The organism is Massilia orientalis, assembly GCF_030411975.2.
Classification (GTDB): domain Bacteria; phylum Pseudomonadota; class Gammaproteobacteria; order Burkholderiales; family Burkholderiaceae_D; genus Telluria; species Telluria orientalis.
Genome location: NZ_JASNRB020000008.1, coordinates 63482 through 87171, shown reverse-complemented (window position 1 = coordinate 87171; position 23690 = coordinate 63482). Strand labels below are relative to the sequence as shown.

The window sequence follows — 23690 nt, the reverse complement described above, 5'->3', positions numbered from 1 at the left end:
GCAGAGCTCACTCAAGCGAAAGGACGCGACATGAACAGTCTGGCATGGATCGGCATCATTCTCTGGGGACTTCTTTTGACGGGCTTCGGCCTCGCCAGCGCGGAGCCGGCACCGCAGGCGACGACGGCCGAACTGGCGGCGCAGGACGTCTTTTTCCTGATCACGGGCGGCCTCCTGACCTGCCTGATCGGTTTTCTCGGCCTGATGGGCTTCATGGGCTGGATTCCCGGCTTGCACAAGGAACAAAAAAGCGCGACGTAATGTACGGCATCGTACGGAATGCCAAGCTTGTTAGTTCGATACTGGATTCACGGCACAGCAACGCCGGTCAACCATGAGGACACTATCATGCTCTACACAATTGCCGTCATTCTCATCATTCTGTGGCTGCTCGGTCTGGTAACTTCCTATACCGTCGGCGGTTTCATCCACATCCTGCTGGTCGTCGCCGTCATCATGATCCTGGTGCGCCTGATCAGTGGCCGAGGCATATAGCGGTATCATAGCGGCACGCGGCGTCATGCCGGACCGCAGTGACCTGCGGACCTGACCGATCCGTTTCGCGGTCGTGCCCACTGCTGCGGGTGCGACTACGAAACGGATATTTTTTTTGAAGGAGACCCATTATGAAAACAACCCTGATCCGTTCCACCCTGTGCGCCACCGCCTTCGCCGTGGCCGCCACCGGCTGCGCCGACATGAGCCAGACCCAGCGCGGCACCGCGACCGGCGCCGGCGTCGGTGCCGGCCTCGGCGCGATTCTCGGCGCCGCGACGGGCGGCGGCGGTTCCGGCCGGGCCACCCGCGGCGCGGTGCTGGGCGCGGCGGCGGGCGCCGTCGTCGGCAACGTCTGGTCGCGCCACATGGAACAGCAGCGCCAGCAGATGGAACAGGCCACGCGCGGCACCGGCGTGCAGGTGTCGCAGACCTCCGACAACCGCCTCAAACTCGAGATCCCGAGCGACGTCTCGTTCGACACGAACCGCTCCGACATCAAGCCGAACTTCCGCCCGATCCTCGACCGCTTCGCCCAGACGCTGAACGAGAATCCGGCCACCAACGTGACCATCATCGGCCACACGGACAACACGGGCGGCGACCAGATCAACCAGCCGCTGTCGCTGGACCGCGCCGCCCACACGCGCGACTACCTGACGGCGCGCGGCATCAATCCGGCCCGCATCACGGTGGAAGGCCGCGCCGCCCGCGAACCGATCGCCAACAACGACGATCCGGCCGGTCGCGCGCGCAACCGCCGCGTCGAGATCTTCGTCAGCGAACCGGCCCGCCAGGGTTGACCGCACGGGCGCGCGCGCCCGTCCATGACGTGCACGGTGTATCCTCGGGCAAGGCCAACCACAGGAGATGCCATGACCCGCGACACCGTGCGCATCGTCCGCGAGGAGATCCTCTCGGACCATTATCTGCCCCTCAAGAACGTCACCTATGCCCAGCGTCGCCGGGACGGCGAGCTGCAGGTCCAGTCGCGCGAAGTCTACGACTGCGCGGACGGCGCGGCCGTGCTGCTGTACAACCGCGCCCACCGGTCGGTGGTGCTGACGCGCCAGTTCCGCCTCGGCGCCCGCCTGGCGGGCCACGACGGCTACCTGCTCGAAGCGGCGGCCGGCATGCTGGACGGTGCCGCCCCCGCCGAACGCGCCATCGCCGAAGCGCGCGAAGAGACCGGCTACGACATCGACCACGTCCAGAGCGCGCTGCAGCTGTACGTCAGCCCCGGATCGACGACCGAACGCATCCATCTGTTCGTCGCGGAGTATGATCGCGCGCGGCGCTGTGACGCCGGCGGCGGCAATCCCGACGAAGGCGAGGATATCGAGGTCGTGGAACTGGATTTCGACGACGCCCTCGCGATGGTCGAGACCGGCGACATCGTCGATGCCAAGACCGTCCTGCTGCTCATGTACCTGGAGCGCAAGGTGCTGGGACGGCATGGCGAAGCGTCGTAATGCCGCCCAATATTTAAAAGGAAGAAATAACGATGAACAAATCCATTGCATCCGCGCTCGTGCTGGCGTGTGCCTGCGCCGCGCTCCCGGCTGGCGCCCAGACGCTGAAACCGGGCTTGTGGTCGCTGTCGAACACGATGACGTCGAGCGACCCGCAAATATCGCAAGCGATGTCCGCCGTGCAACAGCACATGGCCAACATGTCGCCCGAGCAGCGCCAGCAGATGCAGACGATGATGCAGCAGAACGGCGTGCAGCTCGACGTCGGCGCGAACGGCGCCCTGCAGACCAAGCTGTGCATGACGCGCGAGATGGCCGAGCGCAAGGAATTCCCGGTCCAGCAGGGCGATTGCAGGCAGTCGTTCACGCAGCAATCGGCGACGCGCGGCCACATCGCGTTCACCTGCACGAAACCGAAGGTGAGCGGCGAAGGCGACCTGGTCGCCGACAACGACACGAGCTACCGCGCCCGCATGAAGATCCGGAGCGAAGAACAGGGGCGCAACCAGACCGTGGACATGGACGTCACCGGCAAGTGGCTGTCGGCCGATTGCGGCACCATCCGCCCCATCCCCATCCCGCGAGCAAAGTAGTCGCGATCGACCCCAACCGAATTTCCGAGCCAGGCCGCGCGCCTGGCTTTTTTTCGTCAGACCATTCCTCCAATTCGGGGTCAGAGCACATTCCGGATCAATGTTCCAGCGCAAAGCTGGCCTCGGTGGCCGTCCACGCGCCACCATCGCTATCCGCAAGAGTGCCTCTGCCAGCGCACGCGCGGGCCATCAGCTTGCGTGCGAGGCTTACTCTACGGACCTTGCTCCAAAAAGTGCTCCGACCCCGAATTTCACGAAAAAAGTGCTCTGACCCCGAATTTTCAGGTGGTTTCCGTGAAGGCAAGGTAGAGCTCGCGCGCCTGCTTCGCGATCGGGCCGGCCGGCAGTTCGCGCGCTTCGTAGCGCGTGCACGGCGCGACCTTGCCGTAGTTGCCGGTGTTGAAGATTTCGCGCGCCGTGTCCAGCTCTTCCGGCTTGACGGTGCGCTCGACGACCTTCACGCCGGCCTCGCCCAGCAGTCCGATCACGCGGGCGCGGGTAATGCCGGCCAGGAAGGTGCCGTTCAGCGCAGGCGTCACGACGTCGCCATCGGCCGTGACGAGGAATAGGTTCGACGTCGCGAACTCGGCCACGTTGCCGGCCGCGTCCAGCAGGACGGCGTTGTCGAAGCCGCGTGCCTTCGCTTCGCGCAGCGCGCGCGCCGTGTTGGCGTACAGCGCGGACGCCTTCGCATCCGTCGGCGCCATCGTCGGCTCGGGACGGCGCAGCGCCGACAGACAGGCCGAGAAGCCGGAGAACGGCGGCAGCGGCGCGTCGAACAGGGTCAGCGCGAACGCGGCCGCTTCCGGCGTCGGGATCAGGAAACCTTCGGAGGCGAACACGAGCGGACGGATGTACAGCTCGGCGTCGGCCGGAAAGCGCGCGACGCCTTCGCGCACGAGCGCCTCCATCTCGTCGACGTTCAGCGGGCACTCCAGGCCCAATTTCTCCGCCGATGCGATCACGCGCTCCAGGTGCGGACGCAGGTCCGGCAGATGGCCGCGCAGCGCACGCGCGCCGTCGAAGACGGATGAACCCAGCCAGACGCTGTGGTCCATGGCACCGAACAACGGCGTATTCCCTTCGGCCCATTGGCCGTTATAGTAAGTCAGATACATGCTGCTCCCCAGTGATGACATCAAGCATCAAGTGTAACGCAGCCCCGCCTGCTCGGTTCGTCACCGTACAGTGGCCGCCGCGTATCCACGCATACACTGACCTTTCCAAGCCGCGAATATTCCCATGCTCTCGATCCTCGAACACCTCGCCCCGGACAGCGACCGCATCGACCTGCTGGTCGACCTGGTCGACCGGTTGCGCCCACGCCGCGCCAGCGACCACGACTACGCGCGCGCCCAGGTGCGCACCTTGGCCCAGCTGCTGAAGGGTCATCCCGGCCAGGCCTGGGCGCTGCGCCGCTACCTGACCCGGCTGCTCGAAACGCGCCGCCACACGAGCCTGTATTCCGACGTCGGCATCCTGTCGAACGACGGCTTCTTCACGGAGCTGAAAAAACGCATCGCCTACCGCATCCTGCCGCCGGCGCTGGACGATCTGTACCTGTCCGACACGCTCGACCGCGTGCTGTGCCGCGAAGACGATTACCAGTGGATCCGCGCCGTGCCGAACGCCGATTGGCTCGAACTGTTCGACGTGGTCGCGAACGCCGCGCCGCCGGATGGCGCAGAGCAAGAATCCGCCGAGTCCTCGCGCGCGCGCAGGATCGTGCTGGCGGGCCTGCTGGACGCCATCCGGACCTTGTCGTGCCGTGTCTGCGCGCTGGGCCTGGAGCCGCGCCTGATCCACGCGCACATGGAAATCGAGGAAGTCGATTCGCCCTTCCTCATGCAGAACATCGAGGCGAACAAATACCTCGACGACTATGGCCGCCTGATGTGCGGCGAGGTCGACACGATGGAAGACGCGCGCCACCTGCTCGTCATGCTCGACCAATGCGAAGCGGTCGTGCTGAAGATCCGCAGCAAGGCCCTCGCCTCCGGCACGAGCGTCGCGCTGACCTATCTGCTCGTGGCGCTGACGCAGAGTATCGACCGCCTGAGAAAGCTGCTGTTCCTCGTCGACACGAGCGGAGAACTGCCGTCTGCGCCCACGGTGGACGTGGAAACGCTCGCGAACGAGGCGACGCCGCCGACCGAGCCGCCGACGAGCCTCCGGCGCGCGGCGGCCGTCGACCTCGCCCAGGAACTCGCGGAGGCGCACAACACGAAGTACGAGGTGCGCGGCCTGCTGCGCGACACCATCGACCTGCTGGCGCGCAACGTGACGGAAAACGCGAGCCGCACGGGCGAGCACTACATCGCCGAACGGCGCGCGGACCTGCGCGGCATGTTCGCGTCGTCGGCCGGGGCCGGCATCATCATCGCCTTCATGGCGCTCATCAAGATCCTGATCTCGTACCAGCACCGCGCCCCGCTGATCGAAGCCCTGCTCTACAGCCTCAACTACGCGGCCGGCTTCATGCTCGTGCACGTGCTGCATTTCACCATCGCGACCAAGCAGCCGGCGATGACGGCCGCGCGCATCGCCGCCGCCCTGCACGACACGGCGCAGAGAGGGTCGAGCAGGCGCCAGGTCGACGTCGACAGCATGGCGGCCCTCGTGAACAAGGTGTTCCGGACGCAGATCGTCGCGGTGCTGGGCAACCTCGCAACCGTGATTCCGGTCGCGTGGGCCATCGCCCTCGCCTGGTACCGGATCTTCGGCACGCACCTCGTGAATGCCGTCAAGGCCGAGCACCTGATCGCGGACAGCCACCCATGGCATTCGCTCGCGCTGCTGCATGCGGCGATCGCGGGCGTGTGGCTGTTCGTGTCGGGGCTCGTGTCCGGCTATTACGACAACAAGGCCATGTACACGCGGATGGGCCTGCGTGTGCAACAGCTGCGCTGGCTGCGCCGGCTGCTCGGCGAGGAACGGCTCGCCCGCTTCGCCCGCTATGTCGAGGACAACCTGGGCGGCCTGATGGGCAACTTCGTGTTCGGCGTGCTGATGGGGATCACGGGCACCGTCGGCTACCTGCTCGGCCTGCCGCTCGACGTGCGCCACGTGACGTTTTCGTCCGCCAACTTCGCCATCGGCTTCGTCGGGCTCGGCGAGCAGCTCGATCCGGAAACGATCGCGATCACGTTCCTGGGCATCGCCCTCATCGGCATGGTGAACCTGCTGGTGAGCTTCGGCCTCGCGCTGTGGGTGGCGCTGCGGGCGCGCAAGGTGCGCTTCCGCCACGGTTTTCGCCTGCTGCGCGCACTGGGCCGCCGCCTGCGGGCGGCGCCGCTCGACTTCTTCATCGGACCGCGCGACCTCGACGAGGCCGCGGTTGCCAACCCGAGAGGTTTCAAATGAAATTCCGACAGCGCTTTGCACGTTACTGTTCCCCATTCGCCTGGCTGCTGGCCCTGTGCCTCAGTTGCGGCGTCGTCGCGTGCAAGTCGCTGCCGGATGTCGAACCGGAAGCGCCCGCGAAGGCCGTGCCCACGATCGCGACGACCAAGGGCACCCTGGCGCCGAAGCAGGCGTCCGCCCTTGCCGCGCGGCGCTGGGCGAATGCGAGCGGCAACCTGAAGGCGCTGGCGGCGCTGGAAGAACAGGCGACGGGCGTGCCCCTCATCGCCGGCAACAAGGTCATGCTGCTGTTCGACGGCCCCGCGACGATGCGAGAAATGATGGCCGCGGCGCGCGTCGCCACCAGTTCCATCAATCTCGAAACCTATATCTTCGACCAGGACCAGGTCGGGATTGAATTCGCCGACCTCCTGATCGAGAAGCAGCGCCAGGGCGTGGCCGTGAACGTGATGGTCGACGCCGTCGGCGCGCTCGCGACGCCGGCCGCCTTTTTCGACCGCATGCGCCAGGCCGGCATCCGCGTGCTGGTCTTCAATCCGGTCAACCCGGCCAAGGCGCGCGGCAAGTGGGAGCTGAACAACCGCAACCACCGCAAGCTGATGGTCGTCGACGGCAAGGTCGCGTTCACGGGCGGCATCAACATCAGCAGCACGTATGCGAACAGCTCGCTGTTCCGCTCGCGCCAGAAGCCGGACCAGGTCGACGGCGACAAGGTCGGCTGGCGCGACACCCACGTCAAGATCGAAGGCCCGGCCGTCGCGCCGCTGCAGTGGTCGTTCGTGAACCTGTGGGTGCAGCAGGAAGGCGGCGAGCTGCCGCAGGCCGAGTATTTCCCGACGCTGACGCCCGTCGGCGACAAGATCGTCCGCGTGCTCGCGTCCGATCCCGCCCACGAATCGGACATCTACAAGGCGCTCGTGGTCGCGATCAGCGAGGCGAAGAAATCGATCCACATCACGTCGGCGTATTTCGTGCCGGACCAGCAGATCGTCGACGCGCTCATCGCCGCGGCGAAACGCGGCGTGGACGTGCGGCTCGTGCTGCCGGGCGTGTCGGACCACAGCCTGATCCGCTACGCCGGCCAGGGCTTCTACGACCCGTTGCTGGCCGGCGGCGTGCGCATCTTCGAGCTGCAGATCGCGGTGCTGCACGCCAAGACGGCGGTGATCGACGGTGCCTGGTCGACGATCGGCTCCGCCAACATCGACCGGCGCAGCTTCATCCACAACTACGAACTGAACGTGGTCGTCATCGACCCGGCGTTCGGTGCGGCGATGGAAAGCGCGTTCAACGAGGATTTGAGGGACTCGAAGGAAGTCCTGCTTTCGCGCTGGCGGCACCGGCCGTGGTCCGACCGGCTCAAGGAATGGATGGCGCGGCTGGGGGAGTACTGGATCTGATCAACCGTCGTCCCCGCGAAGGCGGGGACCCATACTGCGATGCCGAAGCCGGGCCTTGGAATTACAATGGACTGTTCCAACAAATCAGCTTCTGTAAGTCAGCATGGATTCCCGCCTGCGCGGGAATGACGGCGAACTATATCCCCGCCGCCATCATCCCATCCGGCACTTCCGTCCAGACGTTCCCGCTGCGCATGAACTTCTCCGTGTTCAACAGCTGGAACTGGTTGTGCACGCTGTCCCAGCCATAGCGATCGACTTCGATACGCTGGGGCTCGATACGGATCACGTTGAACGAATTCACTTCGCCCCGCCCGCGCGTGGAGGTCGCCGTGCCGGCCTGCACGACGAGCGCGGCGTATTCGCTGATCTTGTAGCGCGCCTGCGTGTTGCCCGCGTGGCTCATGTGCAAGTGGCCCGCCATCAACAGGTCGATGCCCAGTTCCGCGAACACGTCCATCGCCATGTGCGCGCGGTCGACGAGGTCATCCTCTTCGGCGCCCTTCGGCAGGTCGAACGGGTGGTGCGTGACGACGACGCGCGTGACCTCCTTCGGCAGTCCGGACAGGGTCGCGCGGATCTTTTCCACCTGTTCCTTGTTGACGCGGCCGTCCTTGAACGTGAGCGAACGCGCCGTGTTCACGCCCAGCACCGCGATCTCATCGTCGATGTAGACGGGGTCGAGGTCGTCCGTGATGTAGCGCTTGTAGCGGTCGAGCGGCAGCAGGAACCGGCGGAACACGTTGTACAGCGAAATGTCGTGGTTGCCCGGCACGATGATCTGCGGGCCCGGCAACGTATCGAGCCAGGCCTTCGCTTCCTCGAACTGCTCGCTCTTGGCGCGCTGCGTCAGGTCGCCGGAAACGACGACGACGTCCGGCGCCAGCTTGTGGACCAGTTCGCGCAGCGGGTCGAGCAGCATGGCGTCGACGCGGCCGAAGTGCAGGTCGGACAGGTGGACGAGTGAGCGCATGGGGTTCCCCTTTCCGTTATGGTTGATTGGCGCCATTCTCTACCGCCGGCACGAGCACCGTCAGTGCGCCAGGCCGCATCCGGTAGCGTAACGGCGGGTGCATCTCCGTCACTTCGCCATCGGTCGCCACGAGCAGATGATGGCGGTGCGTGTCGATGTCGAACTCGGGCGCCGTCAGCACGTCGAAGTCGCGCTCCTGGCCGAGGCGGCCGAGCAGCGCGTCGAACGCGAAGCGCAGCAGGCCCAGGCGCGTGGGACGCTGGGCCACGTACAGGCTCAGCACGCCTTCGTCGAGACGCGCCCGCTCGCCGATCGCCAGGCCCTGCATCGTGTAGGCGTTGTTGCCGATGAAGACGAACGGCGTGCGCCGCGCCAGACGCTCGCCGTTGACCGTCAGGCGCATCGACAGGAACGGATAGCGGCGCAGCGCCGCGAACGCGGCCCAGGCGGCGGCCGTCCACTTGCCGCGGCCGAGGCGGCGCTGCTGTTTTTCGCGGTCGCGCACGATGTCCGGATACAGGCCGAGGCTGGAATTGTTCAGGAAGATGCGGCCGTTGACCTCGCCCACGTCGACTTGCACGGGCCGCCCCGTCGCGAGGTTGCGCACGGCCGCGCCGAGGTCGAGCGGAATGCCCAGGTCCTTGGCGAAGTGGTTGAGCGTGCCCAGCGGCAGCACGCCGAACGGCACGCCGGAATCGACCATCACGGAGGCCACGGCATTGATCGTGCCGTCGCCGCCGCCGGCCGCGACCAGGCGTGCGCCCTGCTCCAGCGCGCGCCGCGCCGCAGCGATCATCTGGTCGCCGCCATCTGCCCGCACGAGCTCGGCGTCCAGGCCTGCGTCGGTTAGTTGCGTTCTCAGCGCATCGCACGCGGCCTCGTCGTGGCCGGTGCCGGCGCCCGCGTTGACGATGACGGTCACGGGCTTCATTGCAGGTCCTCCACCGCGGCGGCGCGATGCGCGCGCTCGCTCCACGACGTTTGCCCCCGCGCCAGCCGGCGCCGGTGCAGGGTCGACACGGCCGTGATGCAGATCGCGAGCCAGGCCGCACCCTCCGCCGCCGCGGCCAGCACGTCGGACAGGTAGTGCACGCCCAGGTACATGCGCGACAGCGCGACGAGCATCACCATCAGGACGGCGCCGAGCGTGACCAGCGCGCGCACACGCCACGTCCGCACCCGGCGCACGACGTAGCACGCGAGCAGGCCGTAGAACACGGTGGCCGCCGCCGTGTGGCCGCTGGGGAAGCTGTACGTCATCAGGCTCAGCAGCGGGTCGTCGAAGCTGGGGCGCGTGCGCCGGAACACGTGCTTCAGCGCGACGTTCAGCAGCATGCCGCCCGGCACGGCGACGAGGCAGACGATGAGCCAGTAATGCGCGTGGCGGCGCCAGAACCACAGCGCCAGCAGCGCGGCCATGATGCTCGATCCGACGATGCCGTTCCAGTGCGTGACGACCAGCATGGCGCGCGTGAAGCCTTGTGTGGCGCGCTCGTGGAACCAGTGCGCGAGCTGGATGTCGACGAGCGTGATGGTGTCGCCGGTGACGACGTCCTCGGCGATCTCGCCGAAGATCCACGCCGCCAGCACCAGCAGCGCGAGGCCGACGGTGAGGTGCAGGCCCATCTGCCCTTCGGGCGACAGGCGGGCGGCGATGAAGCGGCGCAGGCGTGATGGAGCGGTGTTCAGCATACCGCTCCAGATGGGGCGTGTTGGCGGAAAAACCACACAAAAATGCAACAACTGTTTTTTTGTACAGTACCTGTAGATTTATACAGTAGTTGTGCTATTCTGTGCCTACTCGAGCAAGACAACTTGCCAACGCTAACGCAACCTAACTCGATAAAGGGAACGTCATGTCGACTCTGAACAGCTCTTTCGGCCTTGAATATGCTCCGACGCCTTTCCTCGTGCGCCTTGGTCGCCGCGAGATCCTGGTAACGCGCGACTTCCGCAAGCGCTTCTACCCGGTCAACCCGATCATCGAGTGCGATACCGGCGTCGAGCCGGGCCACGTGGAAGTGCTGCTGCTGCGCCGTTGGCTGCTGATTCTGTCCAAAGCGCATTGAATTCATAAGCATCATCGTTTTTACTCGTTTTCTTTCGCTGGGCAGGCGCCTGCCCTACGGCGCTGCTGACAAACACTCACCGAAAGAAAACGATGTTCAATAAAAAGATCGCGGCCGTTTTGCCGGGTTCACACGTCGCCCAGGCAGCGGATGTCACCCTGCCGAACGTGCCCTGCGAGCCGACGCGCGAACGGTACCCGGACCTCAATGCCGCGTCCGCGCGCCAGTACAAGGTCAGGACGGGCGACAACGTGACGGCCAGGCAGTCGCATGGCGGCTCCGGCCCGTGATCGACGGACTGCTGGCCGACGTCGTCCCGTTCGCCCTTGCGTACGGTATCGATGCTATCAGCGAACGCGGCCTTATCGCGCACAACTGGCAGCAGCGACTGGAATCAGCCGGGCCGCAGGTGATCCTCGCGCCACCGGTCCGCGTTCGCGAGATCCGCGAGCGGCGACAGGATGGCAGGATCGAATGATGCCGGCGCCGCGCCGAGCCTGACGCGCTGCGGCCAGTCCGCCTGGGCGAGCGCGCCGCGGCCAAGCGAGACCACATCCGCCTCGCCGCGCTCGACCATGCCCCTGGCCTGCGCCGGATCGTGCAGGGAACCGTTGGCCAGCACCGGTTTGCCGCCATGGCGCTTCGCCAGCGCGGCCAGGCTCGGACCCGTCCCGAAGGCGGGCTGCCACGCTTCGTACTCGGTCACGTGCACGTAGTCGACGTCCAGTCCGCCGACCGTGCGGAAGATCGTGGCCGCCTCCTCTTCGCCGCGCCAGCGATGCGTAAAATCGTTCACCTTTGCCTGCGACAGACGTACGCCGACGACGTAATCCGTCCCCACTGCGGCCCGCACCGCCTCGACCACTTCCACGAGCAGACGCAGCCTGCCTTCGATGCCGCCGCCGTAGCGGTCGCCGCGCAGGTTGATGCCTTCCGACAGGAACTGGTCCAGCAAATAACCGTTCGCACCATGGATCTCGACGCCGTCGAACCCCGCCTCGCGCGCACGCACGGCCGCCCGCGCGAAACCGGCCACGGCCGTGTCGATGTCGTCCTGCGTCATCGCGGCGGGCACGGCGTACGCGCCCGATCCGCGATAGAAGGCCATCTGCTCGCCCTTCGGCTGCACGGCCGACGGGCCGACGGTCCCTGTCCGGTACGGATTCCCCTGCGACAGCGCGCCGGCATGCATCAGTTGCGCGATCACGCGGCCGCCCCGTGACCGCACGCCCGCGACGATGGGCCGCCACGCCTCGCGCTGCGCCACGTTCGCGAGCCCCGGCTGGTGGAGATAGCCCTGCGCATACGCTTCGTCCGTGTACAGGCCTTCCGTGATCACGAGGCCGAAGCCGCCCTGCGCGAACTGCGCGTAATAGTCGGCCATGCGCGGCGTCGGCACGCCATCGGCCGTGGCGCTCACGCGCGTCATCGGCGCGACGGCCAGGCGGTTCGGTAGCGCCAGCGCACCGAGGGCCAGCGGTTCGAACAGGGTAGCGACGTGTCCGTTATCGCGCATCGCCGCCTCCCCGCTGGCGCACGGCCGCGATCGCCTCGATCTCGATCATCGCCCGCGGATCGTACAGGGCCTTGATTTCGGCGATCGTATCGGCCGGATACGGCGCCGAGAAAAATTGACGGCGCAGCGCGACGACGTCCTGGAAATGTCCCATGTCGGTCACGAAGATCGTCACCTTGATGACGTCACGCAGGCTCGACCCGCCCGCTTCCAACGCCCGTTGCAGGTTGGCAAACGCCTGCTCCCCCTGTGCAATAAAACCGCCGTCGACGATGCGTCCGTCGTCGCCCGCGCCGGCCTGGCCGGAAATGAACAGCAGGTCGCCGAACCGGATGCCCTGCGACAGCAGATAGGGTTCATACGGGTCCGGCTGGGTGATGATGCGTTCAAGCATGTTTGGCTCCTCAAGTCGACAGGTCTGGAATAATCGCTGCCACGCACTCGCGCGACAAACGACGTTTCCTCAGGCATCAGATGACTTCAACTCACCCATTCAGCGAGCGGACGATGCGCCGCCTGCCCCCGCTCTCTTCCCTACGCGCATTCGAGGCCGCGGCGCGCCACGGCAGTTTCAAGCGTGCCGCCGATGAACTCGCCGTGACGCCGACGGCGATCAGCCACCGCATCCGCGCCCTCGAAGACGCCACCGGCCTGAAGCTGTTCGAGCGCCAGGTCCGGCAAGTCAGCCTGACCGACGCGGGCGCGCAACTGTATCCCGTGTTGCGCGAGGGGTTCGATGCGATCGAAGCGGTGCTGGCGCGGCTCACACGGACGAACTGGCGCGAACGGGTCACGGTGTCCGCGACGCACGCCTTTACCGCGAAATGGCTCGTGCCGCGGGTCGCCCGTTTTCACGCATTGCATCCGGACATCGACCTGCAACTGCACGCATCCGACGAGACCGTCGACTTCGACGCGCACGGCATCGATATCGCCGTGCGCTACGGCAACGGGCCCTACCCTGGCCTGGCGACGGAGGTCATGTTCGCCGATACGTACGCGCCCGTCGTCAACCCGATGCTGGGCGTGCGTTCGGTTGCAGACCTGCAATCCGTGCCGCTCATCCATTTCGATTGGAAAAAAGCGTCCGCCGCCAATCCGACGTGGGACGCATGGTTCGCGCACACGGGACTGGATTGGCAGCCATCGCGCGGACAGCTTCGGTACTCGGACGAAGGCCATGCGATCCAGGCTGCGGTCGCCGGCCAGGGCGTCGCGTTGCTGAGCCTCGCCCTCGTGGCCGACGAGCTCGCGGCGGGCTATCTCGTGCAACCGTTCGGGCCGGCCATCCCCGGCTACACGTACCACCTGGCGATGCGCGCCGACCCGCCGCCGGGCGCCGCCGCACTGGCGGTCGCCGGCTGGCTGCGGCGCGAAGCCGAGGCTTGTAAATCCTGAACGAAGCGCCATCTTGTAAAAAATGACTTGAAATCCGCTGCGCGGCCACGATTGTCGTGTTCAGCAACGAACTCGTAATCCAACCTGAGCGAAGGAGCATTCATGTCAGTGCAATTACGCAAGATTAACGAGCAGGTGATGGTCATCACCGGCGCCACGAGCGGCATCGGCCTCACGACGGCGCGCATGGCCGCCGAGCAATGTGCCAAACTGGTACTCGCAGCCCGCAGCGCCGACGCGCTCGACCAGCTGGCGAGCGAACTGCGCCGCACCGGTACGCAAGTCGCGACGGTGGTGGCCGACGTCGGCAACCCGGCCGACGTGGAACGCATCGGCCAGGCCGCGATGGAGCGCTTCGGCCGCATCGACACCTGGGTCAACAACGCCGGCATCTCGATCTTCGGCCGCAACGAAGACGTCTCGCTGGAAGACATGCAGCGCCTGTTCGACACCAATTACTGGGGCGTCGTCCATGGCTCGCTGGAAGCCGTCAAGCACATGAAGACGCGCGGCGGCGGCGCCATCATCAACCTGGGCAGCGATTTGTCCGATGTCTCGATCCCCCTGCAGGGTATCTACGCCGCGTCGAAGCACGCGGTGAAGGCATTCACGGATTCGCTGCGCGTCGAGCTCGACAAGGACAAGGCGCCGATCGCCGTCACGCTCATCAAACCGGCCGCGATCGACACGATGTTCGTCGCGCACGCGAAGAACTACATGGATAAGGAGCCGACCCTGCCGCCGCCCATCTACGCGCCGGAACTGGTCGCGAAATCCATCCTGTACGCGGCCCAGCATCCGAAACGCGACGTGTTCGTCGGCGGCGCGGCCAAGGCCTTCTCCGTCGGCAATTTCGCGATGCCGTCCATGCTCGACCGCATGATGCGCGCGACGATGTTCAAGCAGCAGCAGACCGACATCCCCAGCGCCCCGAACCGCCGCGACGCCCTGCACGCCCCGGACCCGCAGCACGAACTGCGCGAACGCCAGGGCATTTCCGAACACGTGGTCGAGACGTGCCCGTACACCGCGCTGTCGCTGCGCAAGGGCAAGGTGGTCGGCGTGCTGCTGGGCGCCGGCGCGCTGTTCGCCGCATGGAAGCTGGCGGGCCGTCCGGCCACCCGCACCTGGTCTTTGAACCGTCTGCGCCAGGCATTGTGAGGAGGCATCATGTCGATCAAACTCAAAACACTGAATGAACAAGTGATGGTGATCACGGGCGCGACGAGCGGCATCGGCCTGGCCACCGCCCGCATGGCGGCCGAAGGCGGCGCCCATCTCGTGCTGGCCGCGCGCGACGGCGATGCCCTCGACACCCTCGCCCACGAAATGCGCCAGCGCGGCGTGGAAGTGGCGACCGTCACGGCGGACGTCGGCAACCCGGCTGACGTCGCCCGCATCGGCCAGGTGGCGATGGAGCGCTTCGGCCGCGTGGACACGTGGGTCAACAACGCCGGCATCAGCGTCTACGGCCGGAACGAGGACGTCGCGCTGGAAGACATGCGCAAGGTCATGCAGACGAATTTCTGGGGCGTCGTGCACGGCTCGCTGGAAGCCGTCAAGCTCATGAAAGGCCGCGGCGGCGGCGCCCTCATCAACCTGGGCAGCGAAGTGTCGGACCGCTCGGTGCCGCTGCAGGGCACTTATTCCGCGTCTAAGCACGCGATCAAGGGCTTCACGGAATCGCTGCGCATGGAGCTGGACAAGGAAGACGCGGGCATCTCGCTCACGGTGGTCAAACCGGCTGCGATCGCGACGCCGTTCCCGAACCACGCCAAGAGCTACATGGAACACGAGCCCGACCTGCCGCCGCCGAACTACGCGCCGGAACTTGTGGCGCAGGCCATCGTGCACGCGGCCCAGGTGCCCGAGCGCGACCTGTACGTCGGCGGCCACGCCAAGCTGACGTCGGTGGCGGGCTACCTGATGCCGCGCGCGCTGGACCGCTTCATGAGCCGCACGATGTTCAGCCAGCAGCAATCCGAGCATCCGAACTCGAGCGCCCGCCGCGACAGCCTGTACGCGCCGGTCGCCGAGCAGGAACTCCGGCAGCGCAACAACGGCGAGCGTCGCGTCGTCGAGCGGAGCCCGTACACGTCGTTCGAGATGCGGTCGGCGTCCGCGAAGACCGTGCTGCTCGGCGGGGCGTTGCTGGCGGCGTGGGGGCTTGCACGCGTAGGACGGGCACCCCGTGCCCGCGCGTAACGCCAACACAACGCAAACCTCCGCCCACCCGACATGAAAACGGGCTGGATGGTCGATGCCATCCAGCCCGTCATCTTTCCGAACACCGCAGTTTATTTGCCCGGCGCAGGCCCCTTCGGCGGTTCGCTGCCGAGGAAGTCGACATCCTCGTCCGTCAGCGGCAGATTCGGAATCGATTCGATATGGTCGGTGTCGATGTCTGCGCCGTCCCGCGCCAGGATGTCGCGGCCCGCAGCCGCCCGTTCGCCCGTGCCGCCGAAGTCGCTGTCGCTTTCGAAGTTCGGGTCGCCCAGATCGGCGCCCGCGCTGTCGTGGGCGTAGCTCGCTTCGTTGTCGGACGTCGTGCCGGTGTCCAGGTCCAGCTTCTGGTCGTCGTCCAGGTTCGCGGCGAAGCCGGGACCGCCGACGACGTCGCTGCCCGTGTCCGAAATATCACTCGGGCCGAGCGAATCGACGCCGTGGCCCTTGCCCAGGCTGCGGTCGGGTGCTTCCGGAAAGTTATCCGGATCAAGTGTGCTCGTGCCAGTCATGTTGCCTCCAAAATAATGCAAAAATCATGAGGACAGGCTACCTGCTTTTGTCGCGCGACGGCGCAACGCAGGGCAGCCTCGGTGGGAACGCTAGAACGCGTGGCGCATGCCGACGTTCACGGCCGAGCTGCCGCTCGGGCGGGCCGCGCCGCCGATCAGGATGCCGGTGCCGTTCGTGTTGACGGTGCGCGAGAACGCGGCGTAGAAGTCGGTGCTGCGCGAGACGACGTAGCTGGCGCCGATCGCGAACTGGTTGGCGTCGCGGTTGGCCAGGTCGCGGTCGTTCTTGTGGATGAACGAGGCGAGGAAGGTCGTCGAGCGCGTCATGGGGACGGCCACGCCGACGAGGGTGTCGCGGCTGTCCGTCGACGACGTGCTCGCCACGCCGGCGCCGTACGGATTGTCGGGGTTGTACAGCGGCGAGCTGCCCCAGCCGCGGTTGGCGGAATACGCGGCATACGCGGTGCCCCAGCGCGTGTGCAGGTTGGCCGCGATCAGGGAATTCTTGGCATCCATATTGCTGCCGGCCAAATCGTACAAATGGACCTGGGCCACATGCCGGTTCTGGTGCGCCGCCCGCAGCGAGACCGGGCCGTAGTCGAAGCCGATCGTCATGCCCCAGGCGCGGTCGGCCATGGGATCGCCGCCGAGCGTGTCGATGGTGTACGACGCGCCCGTGCTCAGGTGCTTGAATTGGGTGTTGTAGTAGCGCACGCCGCTGTCGACGGGCATGCCGCTTTGCGTGACGAGATTGCTGGCCTTGCCGGCCGTGCCGGCGTGGAAGGGATCGCCGACGTCCGGGCGCGCGAGGTATTCGAAGTTGTACTGGTGACCCAGCGTGAAACCGCCGGTGCCGGGGCGCACGCCGATGTCGTCGAGACGGCCATAGGTGCGGCGCGGCTGCGCGTGCCAGGCGCCGCCGCTGCTCCGGCTCGGCTGCCCCGTGAAGACGGCGATATCGTGGCCGCCCGGCGGTTCGCCGACGTAGTCTAGTCCCGAGCGCTTGCCGGTGGCGGCAGCGCTTCCCGAATCCTGTGCGCATGCCAGCGACGTACATCCGCCCAGCAATACGCACGCAACGAAACCCTTGTTCATGGCGTGTCCCTCTCTACGCCTTAACATTAGCTGCTACACCGCAGTCCTATCTGTCCAATATCGCACAAATCCACTCTCATCTTATCTCGTGATGTTGTCAGCATATTCTGACATCTGCATGTCGGCAAGATGACAGCGTGGGAATTCCGCTTTAGAATCGCTTCGGCAGGCTTTGTAATTAAACTACAGGAAAACGAGAATGATGAGACAGCTACGCCGTACCCTGACTACACTTTCCCTGGCGTTATGCGCGGCCCTGCCCGCTGCCGCCGCGACAGAGGCGGCGCCGATGCCGCACGTGAGCTGGTCGCGCAACGCCAATATCTACGAAGTGAACATCCGGCAATACACGCCCGAGGGCACGTTCAAGGCGTTTGCGCAACACCTGCCCCGCCTGAAAAAAATGGGCGTGGATATCCTGTGGCTGATGCCGGTCCAGCCGATCGGCGAAAAGAACCGCAAGGGCACGCTGGGCAGCTATTACGCCGTGCGCGACTACACGGCCGTCAACCCGGAATTCGGCACGCTCGACGACCTCAAGGCACTGGTGAAGCAGGCGCACGGCCTGGGCATGCACGTGATCATCGACTGGGTCGCGAACCACACCGCGTTCGACAACCCGTGGACGCAGGAACACAGCGACTGGTATCTCAAGAATGACAAGGGCGAGATTTATCCCGTCACCTACACGGACGGCGCCGAGCCCGAGTACTGGACCGACGTCACGGGCCTCGACTGGACCAAGCCCGGTCTGTGGAAAGGGATGACGGATGCGATGCTGTACTGGGTGCGCGAAGCGGACGTCGACGGCTTCCGCTGCGACGTCGCCGGCAAGGTGCCGACGCCGTTCTGGAACCAGGCTAGAGCCGAGCTCGACCGCGTCAAACCGGTGTTCATGCTGGCCGAGGCCGACAAGCCCGACCTGCACGAGCACGCCTTCGACATGACCTACGGCTGGGACACGAAAGACTTGTTCAAGGCCATTGCGAAAGGCAAGGCGGACGCGCGCACGCTGGCAAACTTCCTCGAGCACCCGCCGAAAGCGTTCCCGCCGGGCGCGTATCGGATGCGCTTCACGAGCAACCACGACGAGAATTCCTGGGCCGGCAGCGACGTCGAGCTGTACGGCCCGGCCTTCAAGGCGATGGCCGTGCTGGCCGCGACCTTGCCTGGCATGCCGCTGATCTATGGCGGCCAGGAAGCCGGCCTCGACAAGCGTATCGAATTCTTCGAAAAGGATCCGATCCAATGGAAGGATTACGCCTACGCGCCCTTCTACACGAAGCTGCTCGCGCTCAAGCACGCCAATCCGGCGCTGTGGAACGGCCAGTACGGCGGTTCCGTGCAGGTGCTGCAGACGGGTAACGACAAGGTGTTCGCGTTCCGCCGTGCATTGAAGGGCAACAGCGTGCAGGTGACGGTCAACGTGTCGAACGACGCGCAGCGTTTCAGCCTGCCGGGAGGCAAGCAGCAGACGCTGGCGGCGTGGGATTACCGCATCGACGCACGCGGCAAGTAAGCATCGTCATCGGCGCAGCGCGGTGAAGCCGGCCGGCTCCCACTCGCGCAGCGCCAGCAACAGCCCGCTGCCCCGCCGCTTGGGCAGCGGCGACGCGAGGCTTTCCTCGTGCAGCTCGGCAAAGCGCGCACGCAGCCGCCGCAGCTCCACCTGCATGGACGCGAGCGCGCTTTCCGTCAGCATCCCGTGCGTGAAGGCGAGCGTCTCGTCGGAGCGGTCGAAGCGGCCGTCGAGGAAATCGGCCAGTCCCTGCGTGCGGAAGTACTGGCGGATGGGACCGTCGGGCAGCCAGTCGAAATCGCGCGCGACGTTCAGGCGGATGCGGTTGCCGGGCATCAGCGCGATCAGGTGCAGGCGGTCGAGGTGCAGCAGTTTTTGCAGGCACTCGGCTTCCGTGAGGCGGTAGACGGCGAGGATGTCCGCCAGCGTCCAGTGATTCAGTGCGCACGCGGCCACGAGCAGCAGCTTCGTGTCCGACACGAGTTCCTTTTCCTGTTCCGCGCTCAAGGTGTGCAGGCGGGTACCGGAGAGCGCGGCCTCCTGCGCGAGCTCGGCCAGCGTAAAGCCCAGCATGTTGCTGATCTCGACGAGGCGGTCGACACCGAGCGTGTCCGACGTCAGCAGCCGCTTGACGCTCGCCTCCGACAGGCCCAGCGCCCCGGCCACGTCGCGATACGTCTTGCCTTGCAGCTTCAGTTGGCGCTTGATCGTGCTGATGATTTGCGTGACTTCGGACATGGTCGCGGATTCCGATACGAAGGTCTAGAGGATGGCCTCGGATTCCTGCGATCGTAGCATGTCCGACCTTGCGGCAACAATTCCTTCATGACAAGATGGCCGGCCGGCCAGCACAATATGAAAGAGACAGGATGAATCACGCCGACTACCTGGCCCACGACGCCACCGCCCTCGCCGCCCGCGTGGCCGCCGGCGACGTCAGCCCCGCAGCACTGCTCGAACTCGCCCTCGCGCAACACGCGCGCGTGCATGGCCGCGTGAACGCCGTCGTGCGGCTGATGGAGCGCGAGGCGCGGGCCCGGGTCGCGGGACCATTGACCGGTCCGCTGGCCGGCGGCCCCTTCCTCATCAAGGACGGCGTGCAGGACTACGCGGGCATCCCGACGACCTACGGCAGCCGCAGCATGACCAACAACGTGCCGGCGCGCCACGCCCACGTCGTGCAGCGCTACCTCGACGCGGGCCTCGTCATCTTCGGCAAGACGAATCTGCCGGAATTCGCGACGCGCGGCGTCACCGATCCGGTGCTGTACGGCCGCACGAACAACCCGTGGGACCTGGCGCGCACCCCGGGCGGATCGAGCGGTGGCGCGGCGGCGGCGGTCGCGGCCGGCATCGTACCGATGGCGGCCGGCAACGACGGCGGCGGGTCGCTGCGCATCCCGGCCGCGTGCTGCGGGCTGTTCACGCTGCGGCCGTCACGCGGGCGGGTGTCGTCCGGGCCGGGCATTGGCGAAGTCTGGTTCGGCGCGTCCAGCGAAAGCGTGATTTCGCGCAGCGTGCGCGATGCCGCGCTCGCGCTGGACGTGCTGCAGGGTGCGGAGCCGGGCGATCCGTTCGTCATTGCGCCGCCGGCCGCGCCCTACGTCGAGCTGATGCGGCGCGATCCGGGCCGGCTGCGCATCGGGTATGCGACGGTGTCGCCGATAGGCACGGAGGTGCATCCGGAGGCGGTGCGGGCTGTCGCGCGGACGGCCGAGTTGTTGGCGCGCCTGGGCCATGAGGTCGAGGAAGCGGCGCCTGCTATCGATGGCGCAGCGCTCGCGAAAAGTTATTTGCACGTGTACTTCGGGCAGATTCCGGCGGCCGTACGACGTGCGCAGGCGCTGGGGGCGCGGCGCGATGATGTGGAACTGATGAACCGGATTCTCGTCACGCTGGGCGATAGCGTGTCGGCGACGCGGCTGACCACCGAATTGAATCGCTGGAACGAGTTTTCGCGTGCGGTGGGGGATTACTTCGGGCGCTACGACCTCTTCCTGACCCCGACACTGGCGCATCCGCCGATCAAGCATGGGACCGGGGATCCGTCGGCGGCGGAGCAGCGCGTGCTGGGGTTCCTGCACGGGACGGGCATCCTCGGTGTGCTGGCGCGGCTTGGGTTGCTTGACAAGACGGTCGACAAGATTGCGACCGACAACCTGCGTTATGTGCCTTTTACCCAGTTGTCGAATCTGACCGGGACGCCGGCGATGAGCGTGCCGTTGCACTGGACTGCGGATGGGTTGCCGCTCGGGGTGCAGTTCATGGGGCCGTTCGGGAGCGAGGATAGGTTGTTGCAGGTGGCGCGGCAGTTGGAAGAGGTGCAGCCGTGGTTCGATCGGATGCCGGGGATGGCACGCGGCTGACATGTTGTCAGGGGGCCTGTGCACTTGTGGCGGGCGTTACATTTGAACCGTAGGTGATTAGCGTTAGCGGTCCCAGAATGGCCAGACAAAAATTCAAAGGACCGATTATGAAAAGAAGAACGGACCGACTTACGGCCATCCTCATCGATGCGATTCAAACAAACCGCCCTTTCCATAGCACCCAAGCAGTTGCCCGGACGTTCGCTGAAAACCTTATTCCACTTGAAGTCGCATTGCGCGTGCTGACCCGACCGTGGGACCGGCGCCCGATGCCTCATTGCGAACCCCGCGTGGAGGATACGGCTGGGGCAGCTGTTGTCTTCTGATCAGCTTATATGTATGCGCCTGCGGCGCGCTGTCCGCGTTGCGCACAGCAAACGGGCGATTCGGAGAGGGCTGGGCTCGTAGGTCCAGCCCTTCGAATCTCACACGCGAGGCGCGCAGGCGCCCTGCTCGCTTCCGCCAGGAAACAAAAAAACCGCCTTCGGGCGGTTTGTTTTGTTTCCTGGCGGAAGCGGTGAGATTCGAACTCACGAACGGGTTCCCCCGTCGGCAGTTTTCAAGACTGCTGCCTTCAACCACTCGGCCACGCTTCCTGAGGAACCGGCATTATACATAAATCATTGCCCCACGGGCAGCAAACGGACGGCCGACGATGCCGCCTCCCCCATGCCCATCAGCAGCCAGTTCTCCCGCAAGCTTTTCTCGAACTCATACGCCGGCAACGGCTTCCCATACAGGTAGCCCTGCACCTCGTCGCACCCCGCCTGGCGCAGGAATTCCAGCTGCTCCAGGGTCTCCACGCCTTCCGCAATGACGCGGTGCCCCAACTTGCGCCCCATGCCGATGATGGTGCTCGCGATCGCGCAATCGCTCGGGTCCAGCGGGATGCCGGTCGTGAACGAGCGGTCGATCTTCAGCGTATCGATCGGGAAGCGCTTCAGGTACGACAGGCTCGAATAGCCCGTGCCGAAATCGTCCAGCGACAGCGCCACGCCCAGCGCGCTGATGCGGTCCATGATGGCGATCACGTGCTCGATGTCGTGCATCAGCGTGCTTTCCGTGATCTCCAGTTCCAGCCAGTGCGGGTCCAGGCGGTAGCGGCGCAGGGTCTCCGCGACGCGGCCCGGCAGCGACGGCGTGAATTCGCGTGCGGACACGTTCACCGCCAGGCGGAACGGCGGCAGGCCGGCGCGTTGCCAGATCGCGGCCTGGGCGCAGGCCTGTTCCAGCACCCACTCGCCCACCTGCACGATCAGGCCCGTGCTTTCGGCCAGGGGGATGAATTCGATCGGCGGGACCATGCCCCGCACCGGATGCCTCCAGCGCACGAGGGCTTCGGCGCCCACCAGGCGGCTCGAGCCGATTTCGAATTTCGGCTGGTAGTGCAGGATCAGTTCGCCGTTGCCGAGGGCGTGGCGCAGGCCGGATTCGATCAGCATGCGCTGCTGCATGCCCTCGTTCATGTCGAGGCGGTAGAAGGCGACGCTGCGGTCCGGGTTTTCCGCGTGTTCCTTGGCGCGCTCCATCGCGATGTCGGCCATGCGCAGCAGCGTCTCGGCATCCTGGCCGTCCTGCGGGTAGACGGAAATGCCGATGCTCGCGCCCACGCGCAGGTCGTGGCCCTGCACGAGGAACGGCGCTTCCAGCGCGGACTGCAGCTTCTGCGCGACCGTCGTGGCCTCGAAGTGCTGGCGGATGTCGAACAGCCCGACGGCAAACTCGTCGCCGGACAGGTGCGCCACGACATCCTCGTCGCGCAGCGCGTTGCGCAGGCGTTCGGCGACCAGGCGCAGCAGGTCGTCGCCGACCCGGCGGCCCAGCGTGCCGTTGATCAGTTTGAAACGGTTCAGGTCCAGGTACAGCACGCAGGCCGTCGATTCATTGCGCTGGGCGACCATCAGGGCCTGGTCGACGAGGCGGCCGAACAGCGTGCGGTTCGGCAGGCCGGTCAGTTCGTGGTAGTAGGCCAGGTGGTGCAGGCGTTCCTCGGCCAGCTTGCGTTCCGTGATGTCGGTGAGATACGCGATCAGGCCGGTCGGGCGGTCTTCCAGGTCGCACAGCGGCGACAGCGACAGGCTGGCCCAGAAGATCTCGCCCGATTTCTTCCGGCGCCGCACTTCCATCATGCGGCCGCCCTGCTCCGCGAAGGCGTCCTGGACGTCCTGGTCCTCGTCCGCGTACAGGAACAGGATGTTGCGGCCGACGGCTTCCAGCGCCGTGTAGCCGAACAGGCGCTCGGCGCCCTTGTTCCAGCTGGTGATGTAGCCCATGCGGTCCAGCGTCAGCACGGATTCGTGGATCTGGTCGAGGATCTGCGACTGGTGCGCCAGCTGCGCTTCGACCTGGGCATAGGCGTGCGTCGTGCGCTGGGCCAGCGAATGCACCTGCATCAGCGTGCCGGTGAGGCCGGCCAGCGCTTCCAGCTGGCGCAGGTCGTCCACGCTGTAGGCGCGGCCGGCAACTTCGTAGCGGCCGAAGCACACGCCGTCGGCGCGCACTTCCTGCAGCAGCGCCCCCTCCACCATGTGCGGATGCAGGACGCCTTCCGGGATGTAGGCGCAGTGCGGGCTCGCGAGCAGCGCGCCGGCGATACGTCCCAGCTCGGCCCACAGGTCGTCCCCACGGAGTTTCAACACGGCGTCGCAGACGGCAGCGCTGCCGCCCGCGAAATCGATCGGCGCAGCGGCTGGCAT

24 protein-coding genes and 1 tRNA gene are annotated in these 23690 nt (G+C 66.1%); 14 read left to right on the top strand and 11 right to left on the bottom strand.

The features are described 5' to 3' along the window. Positions 1–30 precede the first annotated feature (30 nt). The 5 genes from QPK29_RS14280 to QPK29_RS14260 all read left to right on the top strand — a co-directional run bounded on the left by QPK29_RS14280 (position 31) and on the right by QPK29_RS14260 (position 2560). Positions 31–261, top strand: a complete 231-nt coding sequence (locus tag QPK29_RS14280; RefSeq protein WP_056127455.1) for a hypothetical protein — start codon at positions 31–33, stop codon at positions 259–261. Between the two features lie 87 nt (positions 262–348). Beyond that, the gene (locus tag QPK29_RS14275) at positions 349–495 is read left to right on the top strand and encodes a lmo0937 family membrane protein (protein WP_105378160.1); all 147 of its coding nucleotides are present in this window, start codon (positions 349–351) and stop codon (positions 493–495) included. A gap of 131 nt (positions 496–626) precedes the next feature. Next, positions 627–1298, top strand: a complete 672-nt coding sequence (locus QPK29_RS14270; RefSeq protein WP_371762974.1) for an OmpA family protein — start codon at positions 627–629, stop codon at positions 1296–1298. A 72-nt stretch (positions 1299–1370) separates the two neighbouring features. Beyond that, positions 1371–1967 carry an NUDIX domain-containing protein gene (locus QPK29_RS14265; RefSeq protein ID WP_371770004.1) on the top strand — a complete coding sequence of 199 codons (597 nt, stop codon included), beginning with the start codon at positions 1371–1373 and terminating at the stop codon, positions 1965–1967. Positions 1968–1999: 32 nt separating this feature from the next. After that, positions 2000–2560 (top strand): DUF3617 domain-containing protein, encoded by a 561-nt coding sequence (locus QPK29_RS14260; protein ID WP_371770005.1) that lies wholly within the window; start codon positions 2000–2002, stop codon positions 2558–2560. Between the two features lie 281 nt (positions 2561–2841). On the opposite strand, the gene QPK29_RS14255 is transcribed toward QPK29_RS14260, so the two are convergent. Next, positions 2842–3678, bottom strand: coding sequence for a branched-chain amino acid aminotransferase (locus tag QPK29_RS14255; RefSeq protein ID WP_371770006.1), 837 nt, complete (start codon positions 3676–3678; stop codon positions 2842–2844). Between the two features lie 124 nt (positions 3679–3802). On the opposite strand from QPK29_RS14255, the gene QPK29_RS14250 reads away from it, so the two are divergent. Both QPK29_RS14250 and cls read left to right on the top strand, forming a co-directional pair. Beyond that, complete coding sequence (locus tag QPK29_RS14250; RefSeq protein ID WP_371770007.1) at positions 3803–5923, top strand: site-specific recombinase; 2121 nt, start codon at positions 3803–3805, stop codon at positions 5921–5923. Next, complete coding sequence (cls, locus tag QPK29_RS14245) at positions 5920–7323, top strand: cardiolipin synthase (protein ID WP_371770008.1); 1404 nt, start codon at positions 5920–5922, stop codon at positions 7321–7323. Before QPK29_RS14250 ends, cls begins: the two co-directional genes overlap by 4 nt. Positions 7324–7459: 136 nt before the next feature. On the opposite strand, the gene QPK29_RS14240 is transcribed toward cls, so the two are convergent. Genes QPK29_RS14240 through QPK29_RS14230 form a run of 3 tightly spaced genes read right to left on the bottom strand, consistent with a single transcriptional unit; the run spans position 7460 to position 9988 of the window. Continuing rightward, positions 7460–8296, bottom strand: coding sequence for a metallophosphoesterase family protein (locus tag QPK29_RS14240; protein WP_056127435.1), 837 nt, complete (start codon positions 8294–8296; stop codon positions 7460–7462). A gap of 16 nt (positions 8297–8312) precedes the next feature. Next, positions 8313–9227, bottom strand: a complete 915-nt coding sequence (locus QPK29_RS14235) for a diacylglycerol/lipid kinase family protein (protein ID WP_371770009.1) — start codon at positions 9225–9227, stop codon at positions 8313–8315. Then, positions 9224–9988, bottom strand: coding sequence for a phosphatase PAP2 family protein (locus QPK29_RS14230; protein WP_371770010.1), 765 nt, complete (start codon positions 9986–9988; stop codon positions 9224–9226). The genes QPK29_RS14235 and QPK29_RS14230 overlap by 4 nt, the downstream gene beginning before the upstream one ends. Before the next feature lie 164 nt (positions 9989–10152). On the opposite strand from QPK29_RS14230, the gene QPK29_RS14225 reads away from it, so the two are divergent. Then, complete coding sequence (locus tag QPK29_RS14225) at positions 10153–10365, top strand: hypothetical protein (RefSeq protein ID WP_160408475.1); 213 nt, start codon at positions 10153–10155, stop codon at positions 10363–10365. 92 nt (positions 10366–10457) lie between these two features. Beyond that, positions 10458–10655 (top strand): hypothetical protein, encoded by a 198-nt coding sequence (locus tag QPK29_RS14220; RefSeq protein WP_371770011.1) that lies wholly within the window; start codon positions 10458–10460, stop codon positions 10653–10655. 104 nt (positions 10656–10759) lie between these two features. On the opposite strand, the gene QPK29_RS14215 is transcribed toward QPK29_RS14220, so the two are convergent. Together QPK29_RS14215 and QPK29_RS14210 are read right to left on the bottom strand one after the other, a co-directional pair. After that, positions 10760–11881, bottom strand: a complete 1122-nt coding sequence (locus tag QPK29_RS14215) for an oxidoreductase (protein ID WP_371770012.1) — start codon at positions 11879–11881, stop codon at positions 10760–10762. Continuing rightward, positions 11871–12275: a RidA family protein gene (locus QPK29_RS14210; RefSeq protein ID WP_056127419.1), complete on the bottom strand. Its 405-nt coding sequence runs from the start codon at positions 12273–12275 to the stop codon at positions 11871–11873. Before QPK29_RS14210 ends, QPK29_RS14215 begins: the two co-directional genes overlap by 11 nt. Before the next feature lie 113 nt (positions 12276–12388). Here QPK29_RS14210 and QPK29_RS14205 point away from each other — a divergent pair, with 113 nt between their 5' ends. The 3 genes from QPK29_RS14205 (at position 12389) to QPK29_RS14195 (ending at position 15484) form a co-directional block, all read left to right on the top strand. Next, positions 12389–13279 carry a LysR substrate-binding domain-containing protein gene (locus tag QPK29_RS14205; protein ID WP_371770013.1) on the top strand — a complete coding sequence of 297 codons (891 nt, stop codon included), beginning with the start codon at positions 12389–12391 and terminating at the stop codon, positions 13277–13279. A gap of 102 nt (positions 13280–13381) precedes the next feature. Then, positions 13382–14440, top strand: a complete 1059-nt coding sequence (locus tag QPK29_RS14200) for an SDR family oxidoreductase (RefSeq protein WP_371770014.1) — start codon at positions 13382–13384, stop codon at positions 14438–14440. 9 nt (positions 14441–14449) lie between these two features. Further along, the gene (locus tag QPK29_RS14195; protein ID WP_371770015.1) at positions 14450–15484 is read left to right on the top strand and encodes an SDR family oxidoreductase; all 1035 of its coding nucleotides are present in this window, start codon (positions 14450–14452) and stop codon (positions 15482–15484) included. A gap of 92 nt (positions 15485–15576) precedes the next feature. Here QPK29_RS14195 and QPK29_RS14190 read toward each other — a convergent pair whose 3' ends face one another. Together QPK29_RS14190 and QPK29_RS14185 are read right to left on the bottom strand one after the other, a co-directional pair. After that, the gene (locus tag QPK29_RS14190) at positions 15577–16014 is read right to left on the bottom strand and encodes a hypothetical protein (RefSeq protein WP_056127405.1); all 438 of its coding nucleotides are present in this window, start codon (positions 16012–16014) and stop codon (positions 15577–15579) included. 90 nt (positions 16015–16104) lie between these two features. Next, complete coding sequence (locus QPK29_RS14185; RefSeq protein ID WP_371770016.1) at positions 16105–17109, bottom strand: porin; 1005 nt, start codon at positions 17107–17109, stop codon at positions 16105–16107. Between the two features lie 199 nt (positions 17110–17308). Here QPK29_RS14185 and QPK29_RS14180 point away from each other — a divergent pair, with 199 nt between their 5' ends. Then, the gene (locus tag QPK29_RS14180; RefSeq protein ID WP_371770017.1) at positions 17309–18628 is read left to right on the top strand and encodes an alpha-amylase family glycosyl hydrolase; all 1320 of its coding nucleotides are present in this window, start codon (positions 17309–17311) and stop codon (positions 18626–18628) included. Positions 18629–18634: 6 nt separating this feature from the next. Here the strand turns inward: QPK29_RS14180 and QPK29_RS14175 are convergent, their stop codons facing one another. Further along, complete coding sequence (locus QPK29_RS14175) at positions 18635–19366, bottom strand: helix-turn-helix domain-containing protein (protein ID WP_371762958.1); 732 nt, start codon at positions 19364–19366, stop codon at positions 18635–18637. A 131-nt stretch (positions 19367–19497) separates the two neighbouring features. Between QPK29_RS14175 and QPK29_RS14170 the strand changes: the two genes are divergently transcribed. Next, a complete protein-coding gene (locus tag QPK29_RS14170; RefSeq protein WP_371770018.1) occupies positions 19498–20994 on the top strand; it encodes an amidase in 1497 nt (498 codons plus the stop codon). A 506-nt stretch (positions 20995–21500) separates the two neighbouring features. On the opposite strand, the gene QPK29_RS14165 is transcribed toward QPK29_RS14170, so the two are convergent. Then, positions 21501–21590: transfer RNA gene (locus QPK29_RS14165), tRNA-Ser, on the bottom strand. A gap of 24 nt (positions 21591–21614) precedes the next feature. Continuing rightward, positions 21615–23690: a putative bifunctional diguanylate cyclase/phosphodiesterase gene (locus QPK29_RS14160; protein WP_449820398.1), complete on the bottom strand. Its 2076-nt coding sequence runs from the start codon at positions 23688–23690 to the stop codon at positions 21615–21617.

Excerpts from the sequence above, each read along its gene's own strand:
- QPK29_RS14230 (WP_371770010.1), bottom strand. The coding sequence starts at position 9,988 with ATGCTGAACACCGCTCCATCACGCCTGCGCCGCTTCATCGCCGCCCGC.
- QPK29_RS14275 (WP_105378160.1), top strand. The coding sequence starts at position 349 with ATGCTCTACACAATTGCCGTCATTCTCATCATTCTGTGGCTGCTCGGT.
- QPK29_RS14240 (WP_056127435.1), bottom strand. The coding sequence starts at position 8,296 with ATGCGCTCACTCGTCCACCTGTCCGACCTGCACTTCGGCCGCGTCGAC.
- QPK29_RS14200 (WP_371770014.1), top strand. The coding sequence starts at position 13,382 with ATGTCAGTGCAATTACGCAAGATTAACGAGCAGGTGATGGTCATCACC.
- QPK29_RS14255 (WP_371770006.1), bottom strand. The coding sequence starts at position 3,678 with ATGTATCTGACTTACTATAACGGCCAATGGGCCGAAGGGAATACGCCG.
- QPK29_RS14215 (WP_371770012.1), bottom strand. The coding sequence starts at position 11,881 with ATGCGCGATAACGGACACGTCGCTACCCTGTTCGAACCGCTGGCCCTC.
- QPK29_RS14210 (WP_056127419.1), bottom strand. The coding sequence starts at position 12,275 with ATGCTTGAACGCATCATCACCCAGCCGGACCCGTATGAACCCTATCTG.
- QPK29_RS14225 (WP_160408475.1), top strand. The coding sequence starts at position 10,153 with ATGTCGACTCTGAACAGCTCTTTCGGCCTTGAATATGCTCCGACGCCT.
- QPK29_RS14195 (WP_371770015.1), top strand. The coding sequence starts at position 14,450 with ATGTCGATCAAACTCAAAACACTGAATGAACAAGTGATGGTGATCACG.
- QPK29_RS14175 (WP_371762958.1), bottom strand. The coding sequence starts at position 19,366 with ATGTCCGAAGTCACGCAAATCATCAGCACGATCAAGCGCCAACTGAAG.
- QPK29_RS14250 (WP_371770007.1), top strand. The coding sequence starts at position 3,803 with ATGCTCTCGATCCTCGAACACCTCGCCCCGGACAGCGACCGCATCGAC.
- cls (WP_371770008.1), top strand. The coding sequence starts at position 5,920 with ATGAAATTCCGACAGCGCTTTGCACGTTACTGTTCCCCATTCGCCTGG.
- QPK29_RS14280 (WP_056127455.1), top strand. The coding sequence starts at position 31 with ATGAACAGTCTGGCATGGATCGGCATCATTCTCTGGGGACTTCTTTTG.
- QPK29_RS14205 (WP_371770013.1), top strand. The coding sequence starts at position 12,389 with ATGCGCCGCCTGCCCCCGCTCTCTTCCCTACGCGCATTCGAGGCCGCG.
- QPK29_RS14185 (WP_371770016.1), bottom strand. The coding sequence starts at position 17,109 with ATGAACAAGGGTTTCGTTGCGTGCGTATTGCTGGGCGGATGTACGTCG.
- QPK29_RS14180 (WP_371770017.1), top strand. The coding sequence starts at position 17,309 with ATGATGAGACAGCTACGCCGTACCCTGACTACACTTTCCCTGGCGTTA.
- QPK29_RS14220 (WP_371770011.1), top strand. The coding sequence starts at position 10,458 with ATGTTCAATAAAAAGATCGCGGCCGTTTTGCCGGGTTCACACGTCGCC.
- QPK29_RS14260 (WP_371770005.1), top strand. The coding sequence starts at position 2,000 with ATGAACAAATCCATTGCATCCGCGCTCGTGCTGGCGTGTGCCTGCGCC.
- QPK29_RS14190 (WP_056127405.1), bottom strand. The coding sequence starts at position 16,014 with ATGACTGGCACGAGCACACTTGATCCGGATAACTTTCCGGAAGCACCC.
- QPK29_RS14265 (WP_371770004.1), top strand. The coding sequence starts at position 1,371 with ATGACCCGCGACACCGTGCGCATCGTCCGCGAGGAGATCCTCTCGGAC.
- QPK29_RS14235 (WP_371770009.1), bottom strand. The coding sequence starts at position 9,227 with ATGAAGCCCGTGACCGTCATCGTCAACGCGGGCGCCGGCACCGGCCAC.
- QPK29_RS14270 (WP_371762974.1), top strand. The coding sequence starts at position 627 with ATGAAAACAACCCTGATCCGTTCCACCCTGTGCGCCACCGCCTTCGCC.
- QPK29_RS14170 (WP_371770018.1), top strand. The coding sequence starts at position 19,498 with ATGAATCACGCCGACTACCTGGCCCACGACGCCACCGCCCTCGCCGCC.
- QPK29_RS14160 (WP_449820398.1), bottom strand. The coding sequence starts at position 23,690 with ATGCCAGCCGCTGCGCCGATCGATTTCGCGGGCGGCAGCGCTGCCGTC.